The organism is Saccharibacillus sp. WB 17, assembly GCF_008634075.2.
Lineage (GTDB): Bacteria > Bacillota > Bacilli > Paenibacillales > Paenibacillaceae > Saccharibacillus > Saccharibacillus brassicae.
Genome location: NZ_VPFK02000023.1, coordinates 300600 through 318323, shown reverse-complemented (window position 1 = coordinate 318323; position 17724 = coordinate 300600). Strand labels below are relative to the sequence as shown.

15 protein-coding genes and 1 pseudogene (1 of these 16 cut by a window edge) are annotated in these 17724 nt (G+C 59.6%); 9 read left to right on the top strand and 7 right to left on the bottom strand.

Features of this window, described 5'->3' with window-relative positions:
- Positions 1–1507, bottom strand: a 1507-nt coding sequence (locus FTE24_RS12750; protein WP_160441750.1) for a DEAD/DEAH box helicase, incomplete at its 3' end; no start/stop codon positions are given.
- Between the two features lie 353 nt (positions 1508–1860).
- Between FTE24_RS12750 and FTE24_RS12745 the strand changes: the two genes are divergently transcribed.
- Positions 1861–3372, top strand: coding sequence for a methyl-accepting chemotaxis protein (locus FTE24_RS12745; protein ID WP_150233722.1), 1512 nt, complete (start codon positions 1861–1863; stop codon positions 3370–3372).
- A 265-nt stretch (positions 3373–3637) separates the two neighbouring features.
- The gene (locus tag FTE24_RS12740; protein WP_150233720.1) at positions 3638–5290 is read left to right on the top strand and encodes an ATP-binding protein; all 1653 of its coding nucleotides are present in this window, start codon (positions 3638–3640) and stop codon (positions 5288–5290) included.
- A gap of 233 nt (positions 5291–5523) precedes the next feature.
- Here the strand turns inward: FTE24_RS12740 and FTE24_RS12735 are convergent, their stop codons facing one another.
- Positions 5524–6849, bottom strand: a complete 1326-nt coding sequence (locus FTE24_RS12735; RefSeq protein WP_160441749.1) for an N-acetylmuramoyl-L-alanine amidase — start codon at positions 6847–6849, stop codon at positions 5524–5526.
- Positions 6850–7322: 473 nt separating this feature from the next.
- Here FTE24_RS12735 and FTE24_RS12730 point away from each other — a divergent pair, with 473 nt between their 5' ends.
- Positions 7323–7652, top strand: coding sequence for a hypothetical protein (locus FTE24_RS12730; protein WP_141448069.1), 330 nt, complete (start codon positions 7323–7325; stop codon positions 7650–7652).
- A 172-nt stretch (positions 7653–7824) separates the two neighbouring features.
- Here the strand turns inward: FTE24_RS12730 and pyk are convergent, their stop codons facing one another.
- Complete coding sequence (gene pyk, locus FTE24_RS12725; protein WP_150233717.1) at positions 7825–9240, bottom strand: pyruvate kinase; 1416 nt, start codon at positions 9238–9240, stop codon at positions 7825–7827.
- A gap of 295 nt (positions 9241–9535) precedes the next feature.
- Here pyk and FTE24_RS12720 point away from each other — a divergent pair, with 295 nt between their 5' ends.
- Complete coding sequence (locus tag FTE24_RS12720) at positions 9536–10321, top strand: helix-turn-helix domain-containing protein (RefSeq protein WP_150233715.1); 786 nt, start codon at positions 9536–9538, stop codon at positions 10319–10321.
- A gap of 82 nt (positions 10322–10403) precedes the next feature.
- On the opposite strand, the gene FTE24_RS12715 is transcribed toward FTE24_RS12720, so the two are convergent.
- A complete protein-coding gene (locus tag FTE24_RS12715; protein ID WP_150233713.1) occupies positions 10404–11243 on the bottom strand; it encodes an AraC family transcriptional regulator in 840 nt (279 codons plus the stop codon).
- Between the two features lie 834 nt (positions 11244–12077).
- On the opposite strand from FTE24_RS12715, the gene FTE24_RS12710 reads away from it, so the two are divergent.
- The 3 genes from FTE24_RS12710 (at position 12078) to FTE24_RS12700 (ending at position 15239) form a co-directional block, all read left to right on the top strand.
- Positions 12078–13409: an alpha-glucosidase/alpha-galactosidase gene (locus tag FTE24_RS12710; RefSeq protein ID WP_150233711.1), complete on the top strand. Its 1332-nt coding sequence runs from the start codon at positions 12078–12080 to the stop codon at positions 13407–13409.
- A 309-nt stretch (positions 13410–13718) separates the two neighbouring features.
- Positions 13719–14777, top strand: a complete 1059-nt coding sequence (locus tag FTE24_RS12705) for a C40 family peptidase (RefSeq protein ID WP_237401739.1) — start codon at positions 13719–13721, stop codon at positions 14775–14777.
- A 123-nt stretch (positions 14778–14900) separates the two neighbouring features.
- A complete protein-coding gene (locus tag FTE24_RS12700; RefSeq protein ID WP_141448075.1) occupies positions 14901–15239 on the top strand; it encodes a hypothetical protein in 339 nt (112 codons plus the stop codon).
- Positions 15240–15344: 105 nt separating this feature from the next.
- On the opposite strand, the gene FTE24_RS12695 is transcribed toward FTE24_RS12700, so the two are convergent.
- The 3 genes from FTE24_RS12695 to FTE24_RS12685 all read right to left on the bottom strand — a co-directional run bounded on the left by FTE24_RS12695 (position 15345) and on the right by FTE24_RS12685 (position 16887).
- Positions 15345–15638 (bottom strand): putative quinol monooxygenase, encoded by a 294-nt coding sequence (locus FTE24_RS12695; protein WP_141448076.1) that lies wholly within the window; start codon positions 15636–15638, stop codon positions 15345–15347.
- Between the two features lie 36 nt (positions 15639–15674).
- Entirely contained in the window at positions 15675–16313 is a 639-nt protein-coding gene (locus tag FTE24_RS12690; protein ID WP_150233709.1) for a nitroreductase family protein, read from the bottom strand.
- Positions 16314–16461: 148 nt separating this feature from the next.
- Complete coding sequence (locus FTE24_RS12685; RefSeq protein WP_150233707.1) at positions 16462–16887, bottom strand: MarR family transcriptional regulator; 426 nt, start codon at positions 16885–16887, stop codon at positions 16462–16464.
- Positions 16888–17112: 225 nt separating this feature from the next.
- Between FTE24_RS12685 and FTE24_RS12680 the strand changes: the two genes are divergently transcribed.
- Both FTE24_RS12680 and FTE24_RS23280 read left to right on the top strand, forming a co-directional pair.
- Positions 17113–17448 carry a DUF4870 domain-containing protein gene (locus tag FTE24_RS12680; protein WP_141448079.1) on the top strand — a complete coding sequence of 112 codons (336 nt, stop codon included), beginning with the start codon at positions 17113–17115 and terminating at the stop codon, positions 17446–17448.
- An 82-nt stretch (positions 17449–17530) separates the two neighbouring features.
- Positions 17531–17724: pseudogene (locus FTE24_RS23280) on the top strand (DUF6953 family protein); its annotated part runs 31 nt beyond the window's last position; the annotation flags it as partial.

Sequence of the window (17724 nt, the reverse complement as noted above, 5' to 3'; positions counted from 1 at the left end):
CGCGAGGGCCGGCGTGCGGCTTGCTCGCCGGGCGGCTGCGGTTCGCTTCGCCGCCGGCCTGGGCAGCGCCGGCGGGCTTGCCGTTCGCGCGGACCGGCTGGCCGGAGCCGGCCGGGCGGCTTTTCGGCGCGCTTGGTGGCGCGTCGCTCTTGGCCGCAGGCTTGGCGGCAGCCGGCTGGCCGCCGTTTTTGGCCGGCGCTTTCGCGGCCGGCTGCTTCGCGGAAGGGCGGGCCGGGCTTTTGGCACCGGCCGTCTGCGATCCGCCGCGGGCCGCGTTCTTGGCGCCGGCAGGCTGCGCGCCGCCTTTGGCGCGACCGCGTCCGCCGCCTTGTCCGCCCTGCGGGGCAGGCTCGTCGTCGGAAGCGGTGGCGCCCGTCATCGGATAAGGATGATCCTTGATTTCCGGAATGGTTTTGCCGATCAGCTTCTGGATGTCTTTGAGGTACGGCAGCTCTTCCGTTTCGCAGAACGAAATGGAGATGCCGTCCCGTCCGGCGCGGCCGGTACGGCCGATCCGGTGCACGTAAGTCTCCGGAATGTTCGGCAGGTTGAAGTTGATGACGTGCGACAGCTCGTCGATGTCGATGCCGCGGGCGGCGATGTCGGTTGCGACCAGCACGCGCGTCGCGCCGTTCTTGAAGTTGCTCAACGCGGCCTGGCGGGCGTTCTGCGACTTGTCGCCGTGAATCGCCTGCGCCGAGATGCCGGAGCGGTCAAGCAGGCGCGCGACGCGGTTGGCGCCGTGCTTCGTGCGCGTGAACACGAGGGCGGACTCGATCGACGTGTCCTTCAGGATGTCGGTCAGCAGCTTCTGCTTGTTCGGCTTGTCGACCCGGTATAGGGCTTGGCGAATCCGGTCCACCGTCGAAGAGACCGGCGTGATTTCGACTTTGAGCGGATTGACGAGCAGCGAATTGACGAGATCGGCGATCTCGCGCGGCATCGTGGCCGAGAAGAACAACGTCTGCTTTTTGGCCGGAATTCTCGCGATGATCTTCTGCACGTCGCGGATAAAGCCCATGTCGAGCATCCGGTCGGCTTCGTCGAGCACGAGGATTTCGACCGAATCCAGGTTAACGTGCTTCTGGTTGATCAGGTCGAGCAGGCGGCCCGGGGTCGCGATCAGGATATCGGTGCCGCGCTGCAGTTCGCGTTCCTGCGGAGTCTGCGAGACGCCGCCGACGATAACCTGGCTGCGCAGCTCGGTATACAGGCTGTAAGCGCGGATGTTGTCGTAGATCTGAATCGCCAGCTCGCGCGTCGGCGTCAGGATCAGCGAGCGGATCGGGCGTTTGTTGCCGGCAGGCGCTTTGGCCGACAGGCGCTGGATGATCGGCAGCGAGAAAGCCGCCGTCTTGCCGGTACCGGTCTGGGCGCAGCCCAGCACGTCGCGTCCTTCCAGAGCGGCAGGAATCGCCTGCTGCTGGATCGGCGTCGGGGTGGTGTAATTTTCTTTTTGCAGGGCTTTGAGAATGGAAGGAATCAGGTTCAAATCGTTAAATGTCATGATGGCTCCTTTTTATATGAGAAAAATCTATGGAATGCCGCTACCTTGCAGCGGAAAATATCACAAAAAAATACGAAGTGATGCAACTTACAAGTCTAGCACAGAATGCCCCATATAAACAGTACGTTGACGCAAACACTTGCGAATCATGCGTTTCTTTTTGCGCGGACCTACATTTAAACCAAATTTTCGACAAATTTCGGACTGTTGGATAATCTTTTGGACACCATTGTGAGGTATACTTGAGTCTATTGGCTTGGCTGCCGGCTTGACGGCTGGCTGCGGCCAACGGCTATCGGACAAAACGGGGATCGATCCGCCGCGCGCCGGAACATCAAAGGGGGAAACGGAACTTGTTTAAAACAGCTGCAACCGGTCGTGTCGACTCGCTGCTAGAGGCGAGCAGGGAACTTAGAAAATGGGCGGAACAGGGCAGGTTCGGAGACAAGCTGGAAGCGGGGCAAGCTTCCGCGGAAGTGCTGGAAATTGCCGAGAACCTCAACGCCGTGCTGGATTTGTCGGCCGCCCGGGCTGCCGATTCCGAACTCCGGCTCAACCTCGTCTCCAAAGCGATCGAGGTCGGATTGTGGGACATGACGGTCGTGGCCGGAGATCCGGTCAATCCGAACAATACCTTTATCTGGAGCCCGGAATTCCGCCGGATGCTCGGCTACGCGAACGAGACCGATTTCCCGAACATTTTGGACAGTTGGGCTTCCCGGCTGCACCCCGAAGAACAGGAGTGGGTCGTCGCCGCGCTGGCGGACCACCTCGTCGACCGGACCGGCCGAACGCCTTACGACGTCCAGTACCGCCTGAAGCTCAAGAGCGGCGAATACCGATGGTTCCGCGCCACCGGCACGACGACGCGCGGCGAGAACGGCGTGCCGCTGCGGATCGCCGGCGCTTTGTTCGACATTCACGAGAAGACGCTGCGCGAGAACGAGTTGAACAGCCTCGTCACCCGCTACGACCTGATCAACCGGGCGCTGACCGAAGCGCCCTGGGACATGACGGTCATCGCCGGCGATCCGGTGAACGCGAAGAACGAGATCTGGTTCTCCGAGCAGTTCCGCAAAATGCTCGGCTATGCAAGCGAGCAGGAGCTGCCCAACGTGCTCGACAGCTGGGCTTCGCGCCTGCACCCGGAAGATGCCGCTTCGGCCCGGCAGGGGCTGGCCGATTACCTCAACGATTACAGCGGCCGCTCGCAGCTCGACCAGCAGTACCGGCTGCGCCACAAAGACGGGCAGTACCGTTGGTACCGCGCGAACGGAGCGACGATTCGCAACGAATCGGGCGTCCCGCTGCGCCTGGCGGGCACGCTGCGCGAAGTGACGTTCGAGCGCAACCAGGAGATGCTGATCGACCGTGTCGGCGAGAAGCTGGATATCCTGTCCCGTTCGATCGGGGAAGTGGTCGCTAGCATCGATTCGATCTCCGAAGGCGCCCAGGCGCTCGTCCAGATGCAGAACAAATCGACCAAAGCCGCCAACCGGGCGAAGAACAGCGCGGAAGAAACGCAGAACATTTCGAGCTTCATCAAGGAAGTGGCCGAACAGACCAACCTGCTCGGCCTGAACGCGGCGATCGAAGCGGCGCGGGCGGGCGAATTCGGACGCGGCTTCTCGGTGGTCGCCGACGAAGTGCGCAAGCTTGCGGTCAACAGCGCCGAAGCGACCGGGAATATCGGCAGCAGCCTGAACGAGATGAAGGAGCAGATCGACCGTATTCTGAACAATATCGGGGCGATGGCCGAACTGACCGGCGCCCAGGCCGCGATGACGCAGCAGGTCAATGCCGCCGTGGTAGAGATTCGGGCGCAGGCCGGCGAATTGGTCGAGTTTGCGGAGTCTCTGCGCTAGAACGTGAAGAAGCGGCAGGGGCGCCCAAAGCCCTGCCGCGCTGGAAACTCCGGTGCCGACTCCGACAGGAGAAGCCGCGTCCCCAATCCGTCGAAATAATTTTTTTCGCGCGGCTTGGGGCGTTTTTTTTGATATCATTTTAGGTTATAGTATTAAGAAATACAGTTACTTACAGTCCCTACGCAAATCATCGATGGATTCATTCATTCTTTTGCGCCGGCTGCTGCTGCATGCACGTTGAGTTCGATCGGTCGGAGGTGAAAGAATGGCAATCGGCAAACATGAATTTTTCGAAAATTTCGTCGAGGCCGCCGAACATGTCGTAAGTCTGCTCAGTTGGAGCCTTGCGGCCGAATCGGTCATGGTCGTATCGAACGAAGGACCCGTCAGCACCGTCATCAAAGCCTTCAACAACAGAAAGGAACTGGTTCGCGAAGGTCAGGAAATCCGATTCGACCCGGCTTATTTTGAGAAGTGGACCGAAAAAAACTGGAACCTCCCCCTCGTCATTCCCCAAACGTCCCGCCACCCTCTCACCCACAACCAATACGCGACGCGCACGTTCGGCGATTATTCGCTGATCGGATTTCCGATCTCGTATCCCGACGGGCGAAACTTCGGCGGATTGGCGGCGCTCGGCGTCCCGGGATCTTTTTCCGAAAAAGATCTGGAACTGCTGACTTCGATGGCGCTGTTCCTGTCGTATATCGTGGAACTGGAGCGGAGAGTCGCCGTCGACGTGGACCGTTTGAACCGGCTCGCCGAAGACAAGAAACGCATCGAGGAACTGGCCGAATCGTATCGGGGCGAAGCGCAGGCCGCGCGGCAGTCGACGCAGCAAAAAGCTGATTTTCTGGCGTTTATGACCCACGAGATCCGCAATTCGCTCAACGGCAGCATCGCGATGTCGGAGCTGATGGCGATGACCGAACTGACGCAGGAACAGCAGCATTTTCTCGAAATGATCCGCTCCAGCAACGATTTCCTGTCGACGCTGGCCAACAATATTTTGGACTACAGCAAGCTGGAAGCGGGCAAGCAGAGCGTCGAAGTGTCGCTGTTCGATCCCGCGTCGACGATCGAGGACGTCGCTTCGCTCATGGCGCCGAGGGCGATCGAGAAAAAGGTGGAGCTGATTCTCGACGTGGAAGACGGACTGCCCATGTTCGTGCAGGGCGATGCGGGCAAGCTGCGGCAGATCCTGCTCAACCTGCTCGGCAACGCCGTCAAGTTCACGCACGCCGGACAGATTCTCGTGACCGTTCGTCAGGCCGAAGCGTGCACGGACGGCGAAGTGTGCCTCAAAATTTCTGTGCGGGATACGGGAATCGGCATGTCCGCGGACAAGCTGAACGGACTGTTCCAGACGTATCATCAGGTGCACGGCCCGGAGAGCGGCCGGCATTACGGGGGAACGGGTCTCGGCCTGGCCATTACGCGCAACCTGATCGAATTGATGGACGGGCATATCGACGTGGTGAGCGAGCCGGGTCTCGGAACGGAATTCATCGTCGTGCTTCCTTTTATGCCGTACACCGACTTTGACCTGGGCTTGGCCGCTCCGCTTCGCCTGCAGGGGCTGCGCGTTCTGATCGTCGACGACAATCTGTCGGCGCTGGCGGTACTGGAGCGGCTGCTGGACGGCTGGCAGGCTTCGGCTTCGGGCGCGCGCTCCGCCGGCGAAGCGCTGGCGCTGCTGGAACGCGAATCGTTCGATCTCGTGCTGCTCGACATGCACTTTCCGGAACTGCTGGAGCGGATCGCGTCCCTGCCGGATGCTCCGCCGATCGCACTGCTGGCGCCGCTCGGCACGGTGCCGGAGCTGCCGGATCTCGACAGCGTGCGCTTTACCGTGTTCAAGCCGCTGCGCCGGCTTCAGCTCTACAGCGCGCTTGCCGCGGTGAAGCCGCAGGGTTGAAGGTTAAACCGAACCTGAACCCGGCAGCCACAACCGAATCCGAGGGTCAAAACCGAACCCGGGAGTCAAAACCGAATAAAAAGCCGAAAACCCCGCTTCTCTTCAAGAGAGAAGCGGGGTTTTGTGATTGACGCAGGCCGGAAGCGGAAGGCAGGGCGTACCCGCACCGACCGAACCCTTCTGCCGAGTCGCGTCCCGGCCGGAGCATCCGCTCCGAACGGGGACGCCGCGAATCAGTTGGAGAAGTAGAGCTGCAGACCGTCGGCGATCGACTTGGCGGCGCTGCGCTGGTAATCCGAACTCGAGATCGTCGCTTCGTCGGACGCGTTCGACAGGAAGCCCATTTCAAGCAGGACGGCCGGTACGCTGTTTTCGCGGATGACTTTGAAGTTGCCGAACGCGAGGCCGTTGCTGCGGATGCCGCTGCCGCTTTTGAGCGGCGCTTCGAGGGCTCGGGCCAGCTTCAAGTCTTTGGCTTCGGAATAGAAGCAGACCAATGTACCGTTGGCCGAGGCGCTCAGCGCCGAATTGTAATGAATGCTCACAAAAGCGTCGGCGCCCAGCGAAGGCGCGAGCTGCGAGCGCGAAGCGAGCGAAGGCCGCTGGCCGCTGTCGGTGCGCGTCATCTCGACGCGGGCGCCGCGCGAGACGAGGTAATCGCGCACGTAGAGCGCCGTCTGCAGGTTCAGCTCCTGTTCGACGAGGCCGTACGTCGTACCGACCGTGCCGGGATCGTTGCCGCCGTGGCCCGGATCGAGCACGATCAGTTTGCCCTGCAGGCTGCCCGATTGAATATCGGACGTATCCGCTTTGGGACTGCGCGCGGCAGCCGTGCTGACCTTGACCGCTTTCTGCGTCTGGACGGCCGCTTTGACGACGGCCCGTCCTCCGCCCTGAAGATAGTCGGTCGAGATCCAGCCGTAAGCGCCGTAAGACGTCTTGATGCGCGACCAGCCGCCGCGGCTCTCTATTACGGTGACCGCGTCGTTGCGGTTGGCCGAGCCGAGCAGGTCGTGGCTTCGGCCGGGACCGCTGCGGATAATGACCGAATTCGCGGTCACGAGCGCTTTGTCGCCGGACGAGACGGCGGAGCCGCCCGAGGACGAATAAGCCGCCGGGGCGGAAGCCGTTTTCGGCGAAAACGAACGCGAACCGGTCGTGACGACCGCCGAAGCGGCGCTGCCGTTTTCCCGCTTCAGGTAATAGCCGGCAACCCAGCCGGACGTCGAAGCGTTCTCGACCTTGAGCCAGCCGAGGCGTTCGTCCGTGACGGTCACGACGTCGCCGCTGCGCAGCGATCCGATGACCGGGGTATCCGGCCCGGCCGTGCTGCGCACGTTGAGCGAGTCGGTGTGGACTTTGGCCGGGTACGAAGCGCTTGCCGCGTGGGCCGATTCCGGCGGAAGCAGAAGCATACCGCCGATGCCCGCAGCCACCGTCAGCGAAGCGATGCCGCCGAGGCGCGCGGCGCGCCGGGCGTTCGTGTCGGCAGCGCGTGCGTCTGCGTCTTGTGGAATGGCGCGATCGTGCGCAAGGTCTTGCCTGGATAATCCGCTCATGTATGTACCTCCGAATTGTTTCTGTTTTCTAGAATGCGTCTGGATGTTGGGGTCCGTTTGTCCATAGTTTCGTCTTATTTTACCCATCCTCGGCCAAAAAGATGCACTTTTTTTGAAAAAAGGTTCCATAGACTCAGAAAAGATTCGAAAATTTTCGAGGAAAACTCGAAAAAACGAAAGTTTGTTCGCAATAAAAGGCACAGCTGTTTCAACTGGACTGAAAATAGGGTAAGGTTAAAAGAAAAGCTTTATCCATTTCTCCCGCACCATTCGGCTTTTGGCCGACGGTTGCAAGGCGAAGCGGATAAGACGTCAAGCAAGCAGAATCCAAATCTAAAAACTCAAACCGGCAGGAGCAACAATAACCGGCAGCAACCCAACCCGAATGAACCGCTTCGATCGTGTCCGGGGCTTCGGGTGCGAACGAAACATGCTTTTTGCCAAATGGAAAAGACAAGAGGAGATGGACTTTAATGGATTTGACGAATGAAAAGGTTCTGCATAACAGCTTTGGACCAGGGACGGTAACGGAAAACGGCGAAGGAAAAGTTACCGTCAAATTCGCCGATGAAACCGGAGAGAAAACGTTCATGTATCCCGAAGCGTTCGAACATTACCTGACGATCAGCGATTCGAGCAAGCAGGAACTCGTGACCGAAGAAATCCGCGAGAAAAAAGCCCAGATCGTCGAAGGCAAGCGTGTCGAAGAGCAGGATCGCGTCGACGAGATCGAACGCCTGGCCGCGGAGAAAGTCGCCGCACGCAAAAAGCCGAGCCGCAAAAAGGCCGCCACGACCAAATAAATGCTTTTCCGGCGATTCCGCCGGACCGGTATCCAGCCTTCGCCTCGGGTTTGTCCGACGCGCCGGTCCCGTCACCCTTCACAGGCGGCACAGCCGCCGGATACCTAAAAACCCCGCTTTCCGTATAGACGGAAAGCGGGGTTTTTTCTGTTTTCTATAATGAGGGACCGGGTTAGACCTGCTGAACTTTCATAACGTTCGTGTTGCCGGCCTGGCCGATCGGGATGCCTGCCGACAGAACGACGGTGTCGCCCGACTTGATGTAGCCGGCTTCGAGCGCGTTTTTGGTCGCGACTTCGAACATTTCGTCGGTACTGGTGACCGGTTGGCCCTGCATCGGCACGACGCCGTACAGCAGGCTCATTTTCGGCAGCGTTTTGGCATTCTGGCTCACCGCGATGATCGGAGCTTTCGGGCGGTATTTCGAGATCATGCGGGCCGTGAAGCCCGATTCGGTAGAAATGATCAGCGCCGCCGCGTCAAGCACGAGCGAAGCGTTCACCGAGCTCTGGCTCACCACTTCGGTGATGTCGTTCAGATGCAGCGCACGTTTGCTGTTGAATTGCACGTCGTAGTCGATCATCGTTTCGGCTTTGGCCGCGACGGCCGCCATCGTGCGGATCGATTCGAGCGGGTATTTGCCCGCCGCGGATTCGCCGGAGAGCATGACGCAGTCCGCGCCCTGCAGTACGGCATTCGCCACGTCGCTGACTTCGGAACGGGTCGGACGCGGATTCACCTGCATCGACTCCAGCATATGCGTCGCCACGATGACCGGTTTGCCGGCCAGGTTGCACTTGTCGATCATGAGCTTCTGGGCCGCCGGCACGTCCTGGACCGGAACTTCCACGCCGAGATCGCCGCGGGCAACCATGATGCCGTCGGAAGCTTCAATGATCGCGTCCAGATTGTCCATGCCTTCCTGGTTTTCGATCTTGGAGATGATCTGCACGTGCGGCGCGCCTTGTTCGGCCAGAATGCGGCGGATTTCCATGATGTCTTCGCCTTTGCGGACGAACGAAGCGGCGATGATTTCAACGTTTTCGCTCAGGCCGTAGTTGATATGCATCACGTCGCGCTCGGTCACGCCCGGCAGACTCGTTTTGACGCCCGGCAGGTTGACGCCTTTGCGCGGTTTGAGACGTCCGCCGTTCAGGATGCGGCAGTAGATCTCGCCGCCTTCGATCTTGAATACGTCGAGAGCGATCAGGCCGTCGTCGATCAGGATGCGGTCGCCCACATGCACGTCTTCGTTCAGCTTCGGATAGTTGACGCCGATACGCTCCGCCGTGCCGAGCACTTCCGGTTCGGTCGTCAGGATCAGTTCGCTGCCCGCTTCGAGCTGCACGTATTCTTCCTGCAGTTTGCCGATACGCACTTCCGGACCTTTGATGTCCATCATGATCGGAACGAACGTGTTCAGCTCGGCCGCGGCCTGGCGCACTTTACGAATGCGTTCGCTGTGGTCGGCCGGTTCGCCGTGCGCCATGTTCAGTCGGGCTACCGTCATGCCGGATTGGATCATTTCTTTGAGCATGTCAACCGTATCGCAAGCAGGTCCCATCGTACATACAATTTTCGTTTTCATTTTCGCAAAAAGCCTCCTCGTTTTCTTGAGCTTCAGGGATTGTTGTCCGCCCCGAAGCTCAAGGATGATCACCGGTTTGGCGTCGGGCAGATTCGGTCAGCCGGGCGTTGCGCACAGGGTCTTCGGTGCGGACAATCGACCGGCGGACCGGGCCATTCTTTATTGTTTACCCGCTTTGGGCGGATTGATTGGCGCTTTCAACAACCTTTTGTCTGTATTGTACCGCTGCGGCAGGCAGGATGAAATGACATATAGTACAATGTAGGAAACATAGTACGGTAGAAAGGAAGTCCTTATGCCGAGAGTGGAACACGTCTATCAGGACAACGGAGCGGAATGGTACGAACATACGGAGAACGGTCGGGATTGTCATATGCTTACGCTCGCCACCTACGGAAAATGTATCTACTGGGTGGACGGGGAACGCCATCTGATGGAGAGAGGCGACGTGCTGCTCATTCCGGCGCACACGCCCTATTACGGAAAAAGCGTGCCGACGCTGTCGCATACCAAAACGGTCGTCGGTTTTACGGTGTCGGCCGAAGACGCAGGCACTCTGCCGCTGCTGCGGCGCGAACGTTCGTACAAGCGGCGCCTCGGGCGCTACGAATCGGTGCACGACCGGATTCGCGTGCTGCGCGAACAGTGGAACGAACGGCCGTCGTATTACGAACTGATGGCGCAGTCCATCCTCACGGAACTGCTGATCGACATCAGCCGGGAATACGACCGCGGACAGATTCATGGCGAAAAGCAGCGGCACGTCGAACAGATGAAGCGGTACATCGAGCGCCATTATCGCGAAAAGATTACCAAAGAAGTGCTGGGCGAGACGATCGACCGTACGCCCAACTACGCCGCTTCGCTGTTCAAGGAAATTTCCGGCCGCACGATCAGCGAATGCGTGCACCGGCAGCGCATGAAGCGGGCCGTCTATATGCTGGAAGAATCGCGGCTGAACGCGGCCGAGATCGCCGAGTTTCTCGGCTACAAAGACGCTTCTTACTTTTACCGCATGTTCAAAAAGATTACGGGACGTTCGCCGTCCGAACTGCTCAAAGACCGGCGGCGCGACGGATAGAACGCGGCCCCGGACAGCCCGAACAGCCCGGGCGGTCCGGTGAATGCGGGTATCGGCGAATATGCGCCCGGACCGCCGGCCGTCAGGCTTCCGGCTGTTCGCGGTAGGCGGTAGGGGACACGCCGCAGACGCGCTTGAACATTTTGGAGAACAGGAACGGATCGGGATAGCCGACGGACCGGGCCACGTCGCTCACCGACAGCGAATGGTTGCGCAGCAGTTCGCGCGCGCGGCGCATGCGGTACTGCAGCACGAACGTCTGCAGCGGAACGCCGTACGCGTCCTTGAACAGGCTCGACAGATACGTCCGGTCGAGCCCGACTTCGCTTGCGATGTCTTCGGCGCCGAGCTTGCGGCTGTAGCCGTTCTCGATCACGGCCGCCGCCCGTGACAGATGCGCCTCCCTCGCGCGCGGAGTCGCGAGCGGGCGCGCCGTCGAAGCCGGCGCGCCTGCGACCAGCGCGGCCAGCAGGCGGTAGACCTCCGCCTGCGCCAGCAGGTCGCCGCCGGGCCGCTCGCGTACCTCGAGCAGCCCGGCGTAGAGACTCTCGAGCGGCGACCCGTCCGCCGCCGTATACACGGGCGAGCCGGCCGTCAGCCCGGCCCGCTCCAACAGCGCGCGGACATGCAGACCGCGCAGCCCGAACCAGACGTAGACCCACGGATCGTCGGGGTCCGCCTCGTAGTGCACGAGCGTATCCGGCAGGATCAGGAAGCCCTGACCGGGGCCGAGCGCGTACTCGCGGCCTTCCGAGCGGAAGATGCCCCGCCCGCGGTGAATATAATGCAGGATGTAGGCATCCCGCAGCCCGGGGCCCCAGGAATGGTTGGGCGCGCAGCTTTCGCGGCCGTAGAACAGCAGCGACACTTCGCCCTGCATGCGATTTTCTTCGGAAGTATGGGTGAATTGTTCGGCGGGCATGAACGATCTCCTTTCGGGAATGGCGGGATCGGGAATTGGGATGGGTGACGCAGGACGCAGAATGTGGGATGCAAGATGCGGCCATGCGGCTGCCAATTTGAAATGTGGTCATAAAGTCAACATTTTCGGCTTTTTTGCCACGAGAAAAGCGAATTGTTGACCAAATGAACACATTTTCGACGGAAATCGCCGTAATATAGCGGACTGGCGAGAAAATGTGAGCATAAAGTCAACATTTATGGGATTCGGCTTGTTTTTGATACGAAATGTGAATGAAATGATCACATTTTGGAGGAGCGGGCGGCTGGGCGGCGAGCTCGGGGTTGCAGCGCGCGAGCCGAGATCAGGATCTAGCGGCCTAGTCTAACCAAGATGGCGCCCTTTTAAAAAAATTTGGCAACCCCCCCCCCGCAACGAAGCCACGAAACATCGTCTGATCGGAATCGCTCCCGGGAGAGGATCGAAAGTCGGGTGGAGCGTTCCGTCTTTCGATCCTTTGATTGGAAGTCGCGGATAGAGGCGACGATGTAACCGCTTTTGCCAAATTCGATTGGAATCGCTCCAGTGGACCTAATCCTGGTCGCTTGAGGATTTTGGCAAAAGCCTTGCTAGGAAGCCACGAAACATCGTCTGATCGGAATCGCTCCCGGGAGAGGATCGAAAGTCGGGTGGGGCGTTCCGCCTTTCGATCCTTTGATTGGAAGTCGCTAATTAAGGCGACGATGTTTCTTCATACATTATAACAAACAAACCTGCCATTACTCCATGTCCTCCTGTAAGCGCTAACGTTATAGTAAAAGCAGAAACGGAAGCCAAAAACAGGAGGTTACCCACATGCAGAAAATTACGTTTATCGGCGCGGGAAGTACGGTCTTCGTAAGGAACGTACTGGGAGACATCATGATGACGCCGGCGCTTCAAGGGTTCGAGCTGGCTTTGTTCGACATCGACCCGCAGCGCTTGGGCGAGTCGGAGACCTTGCTTCGTGCCATGAAGAACACGGCAGGCAGCCAGTGCGGGATCAAAGCGTACACAGACCGTAAGGAAGCGCTGCGAGGAGCCAAATACGTCATCAACGCGATTCAGGTCGGCGGTTACGATCCGTGCACGATCACGGATTTCGAGGTGCCGAAAAAGTACGGGCTGCGCCAGACGATCGCGGATACGCTGGGAATCGGAGGTCTTTTCCGCAATCTGCGCACGATCCCGGTTATGCTGGACATCGCCGCGGATATGCGCGAAGTGTGTCCCGACGCCTGGTTCCTGAATTACACGAACCCGATGGCGGTGCTGACGAGCGTGATGAACACGGCGGGCGGCATCAAGACGGTCGGGCTGTGCCATAGCGTCCAGCACTGCATCCCGTCGCTGTTCGAGAATCTGGGCATGGATCAGACGAATGTGCGCGCCAAGATCGCCGGCATCAACCATATGGCCTGGCTGCTCGAAGTGACGCGAGGCGGCGAGGACCTGTATCCCGAAATCAAGCGGCTCGCCGCCGAGAAGCAGCAGGAGAAGCACGGCGACATGGTGCGGTTCGAGCTGATGAACCGGTTCGGCTATTACGTGACGGAGTCGTCCGAGCACAATGCGGAATACCACCCGTACTTTATCAAAAAGAACTATCCCGAGCTGATCGAACGCTTCAACATTCCGCTGGACGAATATCCGCGCCGCTGCGTGAACCAGATCCGCGAATGGGGCGAGGTGCGCGACGGCCTCATGCAGAGCGAATCGCTGACCCACGAGCGCAGCGTCGAATACGCCTCGTACATTCTCGAAGCGATGGAGACGGACAAGCCGTTCAAGATCGCCGGCAACGTCATGAACAATGGATTGATCCCGAATCTGCCGCAGGATGCGTGCGTCGAGGTGCCGTGCCTGGTCGACGCTTCGGGCGTGAACCCGACCTATGTCGGCGCGCTGCCTCCGCAGCTCGCGGCGCTGAACCAGACCAACCTCAACACGCAGCGGTTGACGATCGAAGCGGCTTTGACGGGGCAAAGAGAACATGTGTACCACGCGGCGCTGCTTGATCCGCATACGGCGGCCGAGCTGTCGATCGACGATATCGTATCGCTGTGCGACGACCTGATCGAAGCGCACGGCGAGTGGCTGCCGGCGTTCGCCGGGGAGCGGCGCACGCCTTCGCCGAGCGTCGTCTAGGAAGCGCGGATCGCCGGGCCGCGAAGAAGTCCGCGAACAAGCCCGGCCCGGAATCCGCCGAATCCCGGCGGCTCCGAAGGCTCGGACGTCTTCGTTCAAGCACCCTTCGGGCGCCTTTCCCGAACGGCCCAAGCGAGCACCGAGCCGTGCGTACCTGCGCTCCAGCCGCAAGCCCGCGATAAGCCCGCACATCTTGTGCAGGCTTATTTGTCGTTTTGACCTGTTTTTCCGCGGAGGTTCTGGTACACTGGGGTCAAATCTATCGTCGGCCTATTCCATATCCATACAGAAAAGAGGGCTTTTACACCTATGAATCCCGGCAAAACACGTATGAACTTCGGCAAAAAAGGGCTGCTCGCGCTGTTCGCGCTGCTGCTCGTACTGCCTCTGCTGGCGCTGCCCGCAGCGAATTCCGCCCAGGCGGCCGCCGCGAGCGGCGCAGCGGGCCGTACCAAGACGGTGATCGGCGTGTCCGTCGCCACGTTATGGAAGTCTCCGGGCCTCGCGCGTTCGATCGACGCTCCTTCGCTTGCGGCGCCGGTCGATATGAAGACGTGGACGAACGCGATGAACACGGCGTCCAAGCGCAGATGGCTGACCGGCAAGACGGAGACGCAGGCGCTGTACGGAAGCGAAGTGAAGATCGTGCAGACCAGAGGAAGCTGGTCGCAGGTCGTCGTCACCGATCAGGCAACGTCCAAAAGCCGCTACGGTTATCCCGGCTGGCTGCCGACCGCGCAGCTGCAGACGGTCCCGGCCGGCGAATGGAGCGGCACGTCCGGTTCGGAAGCGGTCGTGAGCGCGAAGACGGCGGCGCTGTACAAAGCGGACGGCCGCAGCCGGCTGCTGGACGTCAGCTTCGGCACCCGGCTGCCGGTCGTCGCGGCCTCCGGTCCGTGGATCGAAGTGCGCACGCCGCAGCACGGCACGGCGCGCCTGTCCGCGGCGGACGCGAAGATCGTCGCCGCCGGCAGGCCCGAAGAGGCGCCGACCGGGCAGCAGCTCGTCGACACCGGCAAAGCGTTCCTCGGCCTGCCTTACCTCTGGGCCGGGACGTCCGCGTACGGCTTCGACTGCTCGGGCTTCACGGGCGCGATCTACGCCTACGCCGGCATTGCGCTGCCGCGCGACGCTTCGGAGCAGGCTCTGGCGGGTAAAGCCGTAACAAAGGCGAATTTGCAGCCGGGCGACCTGCTGTTTTTTGCCCACAATAACGGCAAAGGCAAAGTGCATCACGTCGCGATGTATGTCGGAGACGGCAAGATGATGCATTCGCCCAAGGCAGGCAAAACGGTGGAGATCATTCCGATCGCCACGGCCGGGTACGCGAACGAGTTTTCCGCGGCCCGCCGCTACCTGAACGAGTAAACAGCCCGAACGATCAAAAAGAGAGATTAAAAAAAAGAAACCGATTGTCAAAGCCCTCGTAAAAGAGGGCATGAGAAGCTTTCAACAGGCTTTTATCCCACAATCGAACAGGAGAGAAAACAAATGAAAGTATCGAGAATCTTGATGTTGGTCGCGGCGGCCTGCGAACTGCTGCTGGCGATTCCCGTTCTCGGCGGCTGGTTCGTACTGGCAACCGGTTGGGGCGCGCTCGGATTCATGTTCCTGCTCCATCTGGTCACGCTAGTGCTGGCCGTGCGCGAACGAGTGCCGTATTACGGCCCGATCGTCGGCCTTGTCACTTCCGCGCTCGGTTGGGTACCGTTCCTCGGCTGGGCGATGCACCTCGCAAGCGGCATCGCGCTGCTCGTCAACGCTTTCCAGGGACAACAGCAGCAGCGCCGCGACGCCGGCCGTTCCGAAGCCGGACGCCGGTTCTACTAAGCGCAGCGCCGGACGCCGAGATCCTTTCCTTCCGGACATGCAAAAAAGCTTCGACCGCCAATGCGGTCGAAGCTTTTTTTGCGTGCGGAAGGCCGGAATAAGCGCTTAGGACAGCGCTTGTCCTTCAAAAGCCTGAATGTCCAGCGGAGCGGTCAGGTACTCGGCTGCCGTAGCGGCAAAAGCGGTGAAGTGCTCGCTTTTGTTATGGATCGCGGTCGCTTCCTGGTCGCGCCAGACTTCGACCATCGTGTAGACGTGCTCGCGGCCGACCGCTTTGTGCAGGTCGTACGAGATATTGCCTTCTTCGGCCTGCGAAGCGGCGATCAGCGGAGTGAGACTGCTGACGAACTCGGCTTCTTTGGCCGGGTTAACGTGGAATGTGGCATGAACGATAATCATTGTGAATTCCTCCTCGGGTCTATTTAGAGGAACGGCTTAGCGCCATTCCGTTGTGCGGGCGATGTCCAGACGGGCCGAAGAATGACCTTCTTTGGCCGCTTTGCCGATCGAGATCAGCATGATCGGTACATGGCGTTTCGGGTCCATGCCGAAAGCTTCGGCGACTTGTTCTTTCTCGTAACCGCCGATCGGGTTGGTGTCGTAACCGTGCGCGCGGGCAACCAGCATAAACTGCATGGAGACCAGACCGGCGTCGATCAGGACGGAATCGCGTTTCATTTCAAGCGGCATCGCGTCGAACAGCGGCAGGTAAGCGGCGAGCTGCTGGTTTTTCACGTCTTCCGGCATATAACCGAGCGATACGGCTTTGCCGAAAATTTCTTCGGCGTAATCGGTGAAGTTCAGATCGCCGAACACGGCGACGACGGCTGCGGACGTCTCAACCTGGTTGCCGTTGAACTTGGCGAGCGGCAGCAGTTGGGCTTTGGCTTCCGGGCTCTCGATAACGACGAAGCGCCAAGGCTGCATGTTGACGGACGAAGGCGCGAGCGTCGCTTCTTCGAGCATCTGCGTCATTTCCTCGCGGCTGATCTTGACGGAGGAATCATAGTAACGAACGGAACGGCGGCTTTTGAGAACTTCGAGGAAATCTTGGGTTTTTTGTACACTGCTCATGGGAGACAGCTCCTTTGGGTTAAGTTTGCGGCGCGTACGCCGATCGTTTATAGGTTTGAACGGTAAAAAAGAGCTTCCTGTAAAAAAAAATTTGCGGTCCGGCCGAATCGGAGGCGGGAACGGGGTTCGCGGCCCGATCCGGTATCGGTTACAGGGTCTCGGCGTTGCGGTGCATCCGCTCCAGCATATTCGCGAGGAGCAGGCGTTCGTCCGCGTCGAAGCCGGCCAGCAGCTTCTCGGTCAGCAGCGACTTCTCCTGCAAAAATCCGTCGATATGCGCCCGTCCGTGCTCGGTGAGCCGGACGAGCGTGATCCGGTTGTCTTCCGGCGAACTGCGCCGGGTGACGAAGCCGTTCGTCTCAAGCTGCTTGAGATGGCGCGTGACGGCGGCTCCGTCGATCCCGAGCAGCTTCTGCAGCGCGCTCTGGCCGATCTCTTCGGCCGTGAACAGCTCCTGCAGCAGCCGGAAGCGGGAAGCGCTGATACCCGCGCAGCCGGAAAATGCGGTGCTGACCCGGGTGTTGAGCAGCTGGAGCTTCTCCAGAATGCAAGATTCGGGCGTGGTCGGACACATGCGTATCCTCCCCTTTCTCGGTGATGCTTGATCCATCAATGTTTGACCCGTCAACTAATATAAAACGTCCACTGAGAAAAAGCAAGCTTATAATTAAAAATTTACATAAAGAAAATGAAACCCTATGGTTCCGAAGGCGTATATCGGCTAAGACAACAGGCGGCGCTTCCTTCGACTTTCAGGCCACCCCACATCCCGCATTTCCCATTCGAGAGGAGATTAATTATGCAAACCCCACATCCGCACGAACGGCAAGGAAGCTCACAGGATTTTGAAGACAACAAGGTGATCGCGGCCCTGTCGTACATCCTGTTCTTTCTGCCGCTTCTCGCCGCGCGCAATTCCCGCTTCGCCATGTATCACGCCAATCAGGGCCTGCTTCTGCTGCTGGTCGTCATAGCCGGCAACCTCGTGCTCGGCCTCATTCCGTTTATCGGCTGGATTCTGATGCCGATCTTCGGCTTCGCTGCTATCGCTTACCTGGTCATCGGCGTGCTGAACGCGGTGAACGGCAAGATGCAGCCGCTTCCGCTTATGCCCAACATCGAAATCCTGAAATAAGGACGAAGATCGGGTATAGTAAAAGGAAAAGCCGGTCGTTTCCCGCTATGCGGGAGCGTCTGGCGCAAGCGGGAGGATACGCATGAGCGAGGAACAGCAGGCGGGCATGACAGCCCGCCAAGTCGCCGAATGGATGGTCGAAGAGATTCGTTTTCGCGGCATTCTGAGGCAGGAAGAAGCGATCGCGCATGTTCGCGAACACTTTGGCGAAAGCTTCATTTTCGTCAACGAGAACGGCAACGCATCGCTGGAAAAAGAAGTGAAGAAAGAATTCCG

Coding starts and splice junctions, on each gene's coding strand:
- FTE24_RS12695 (WP_141448076.1), bottom strand. CDS start 15,638: ATGATTATCGTTCATGCCACATTCCACGTTAACCCGGCCAAAGAAGCC.
- FTE24_RS12705 (WP_237401739.1), top strand. CDS start 13,719: ATGAATCCCGGCAAAACACGTATGAACTTCGGCAAAAAAGGGCTGCTC.
- FTE24_RS12710 (WP_150233711.1), top strand. CDS start 12,078: ATGCAGAAAATTACGTTTATCGGCGCGGGAAGTACGGTCTTCGTAAGG.
- FTE24_RS12740 (WP_150233720.1), top strand. CDS start 3,638: ATGGCAATCGGCAAACATGAATTTTTCGAAAATTTCGTCGAGGCCGCC.
- FTE24_RS12690 (WP_150233709.1), bottom strand. CDS start 16,313: ATGAGCAGTGTACAAAAAACCCAAGATTTCCTCGAAGTTCTCAAAAGC.
- FTE24_RS12730 (WP_141448069.1), top strand. CDS start 7,323: ATGGATTTGACGAATGAAAAGGTTCTGCATAACAGCTTTGGACCAGGG.
- FTE24_RS12735 (WP_160441749.1), bottom strand. CDS start 6,849: ATGAGCGGATTATCCAGGCAAGACCTTGCGCACGATCGCGCCATTCCA.
- FTE24_RS12685 (WP_150233707.1), bottom strand. CDS start 16,887: ATGTGTCCGACCACGCCCGAATCTTGCATTCTGGAGAAGCTCCAGCTG.
- FTE24_RS12680 (WP_141448079.1), top strand. CDS start 17,113: ATGCAAACCCCACATCCGCACGAACGGCAAGGAAGCTCACAGGATTTT.
- FTE24_RS12720 (WP_150233715.1), top strand. CDS start 9,536: ATGCCGAGAGTGGAACACGTCTATCAGGACAACGGAGCGGAATGGTAC.
- FTE24_RS12700 (WP_141448075.1), top strand. CDS start 14,901: ATGAAAGTATCGAGAATCTTGATGTTGGTCGCGGCGGCCTGCGAACTG.
- FTE24_RS12715 (WP_150233713.1), bottom strand. CDS start 11,243: ATGCCCGCCGAACAATTCACCCATACTTCCGAAGAAAATCGCATGCAG.
- pyk (WP_150233717.1), bottom strand. CDS start 9,240: ATGAAAACGAAAATTGTATGTACGATGGGACCTGCTTGCGATACGGTT.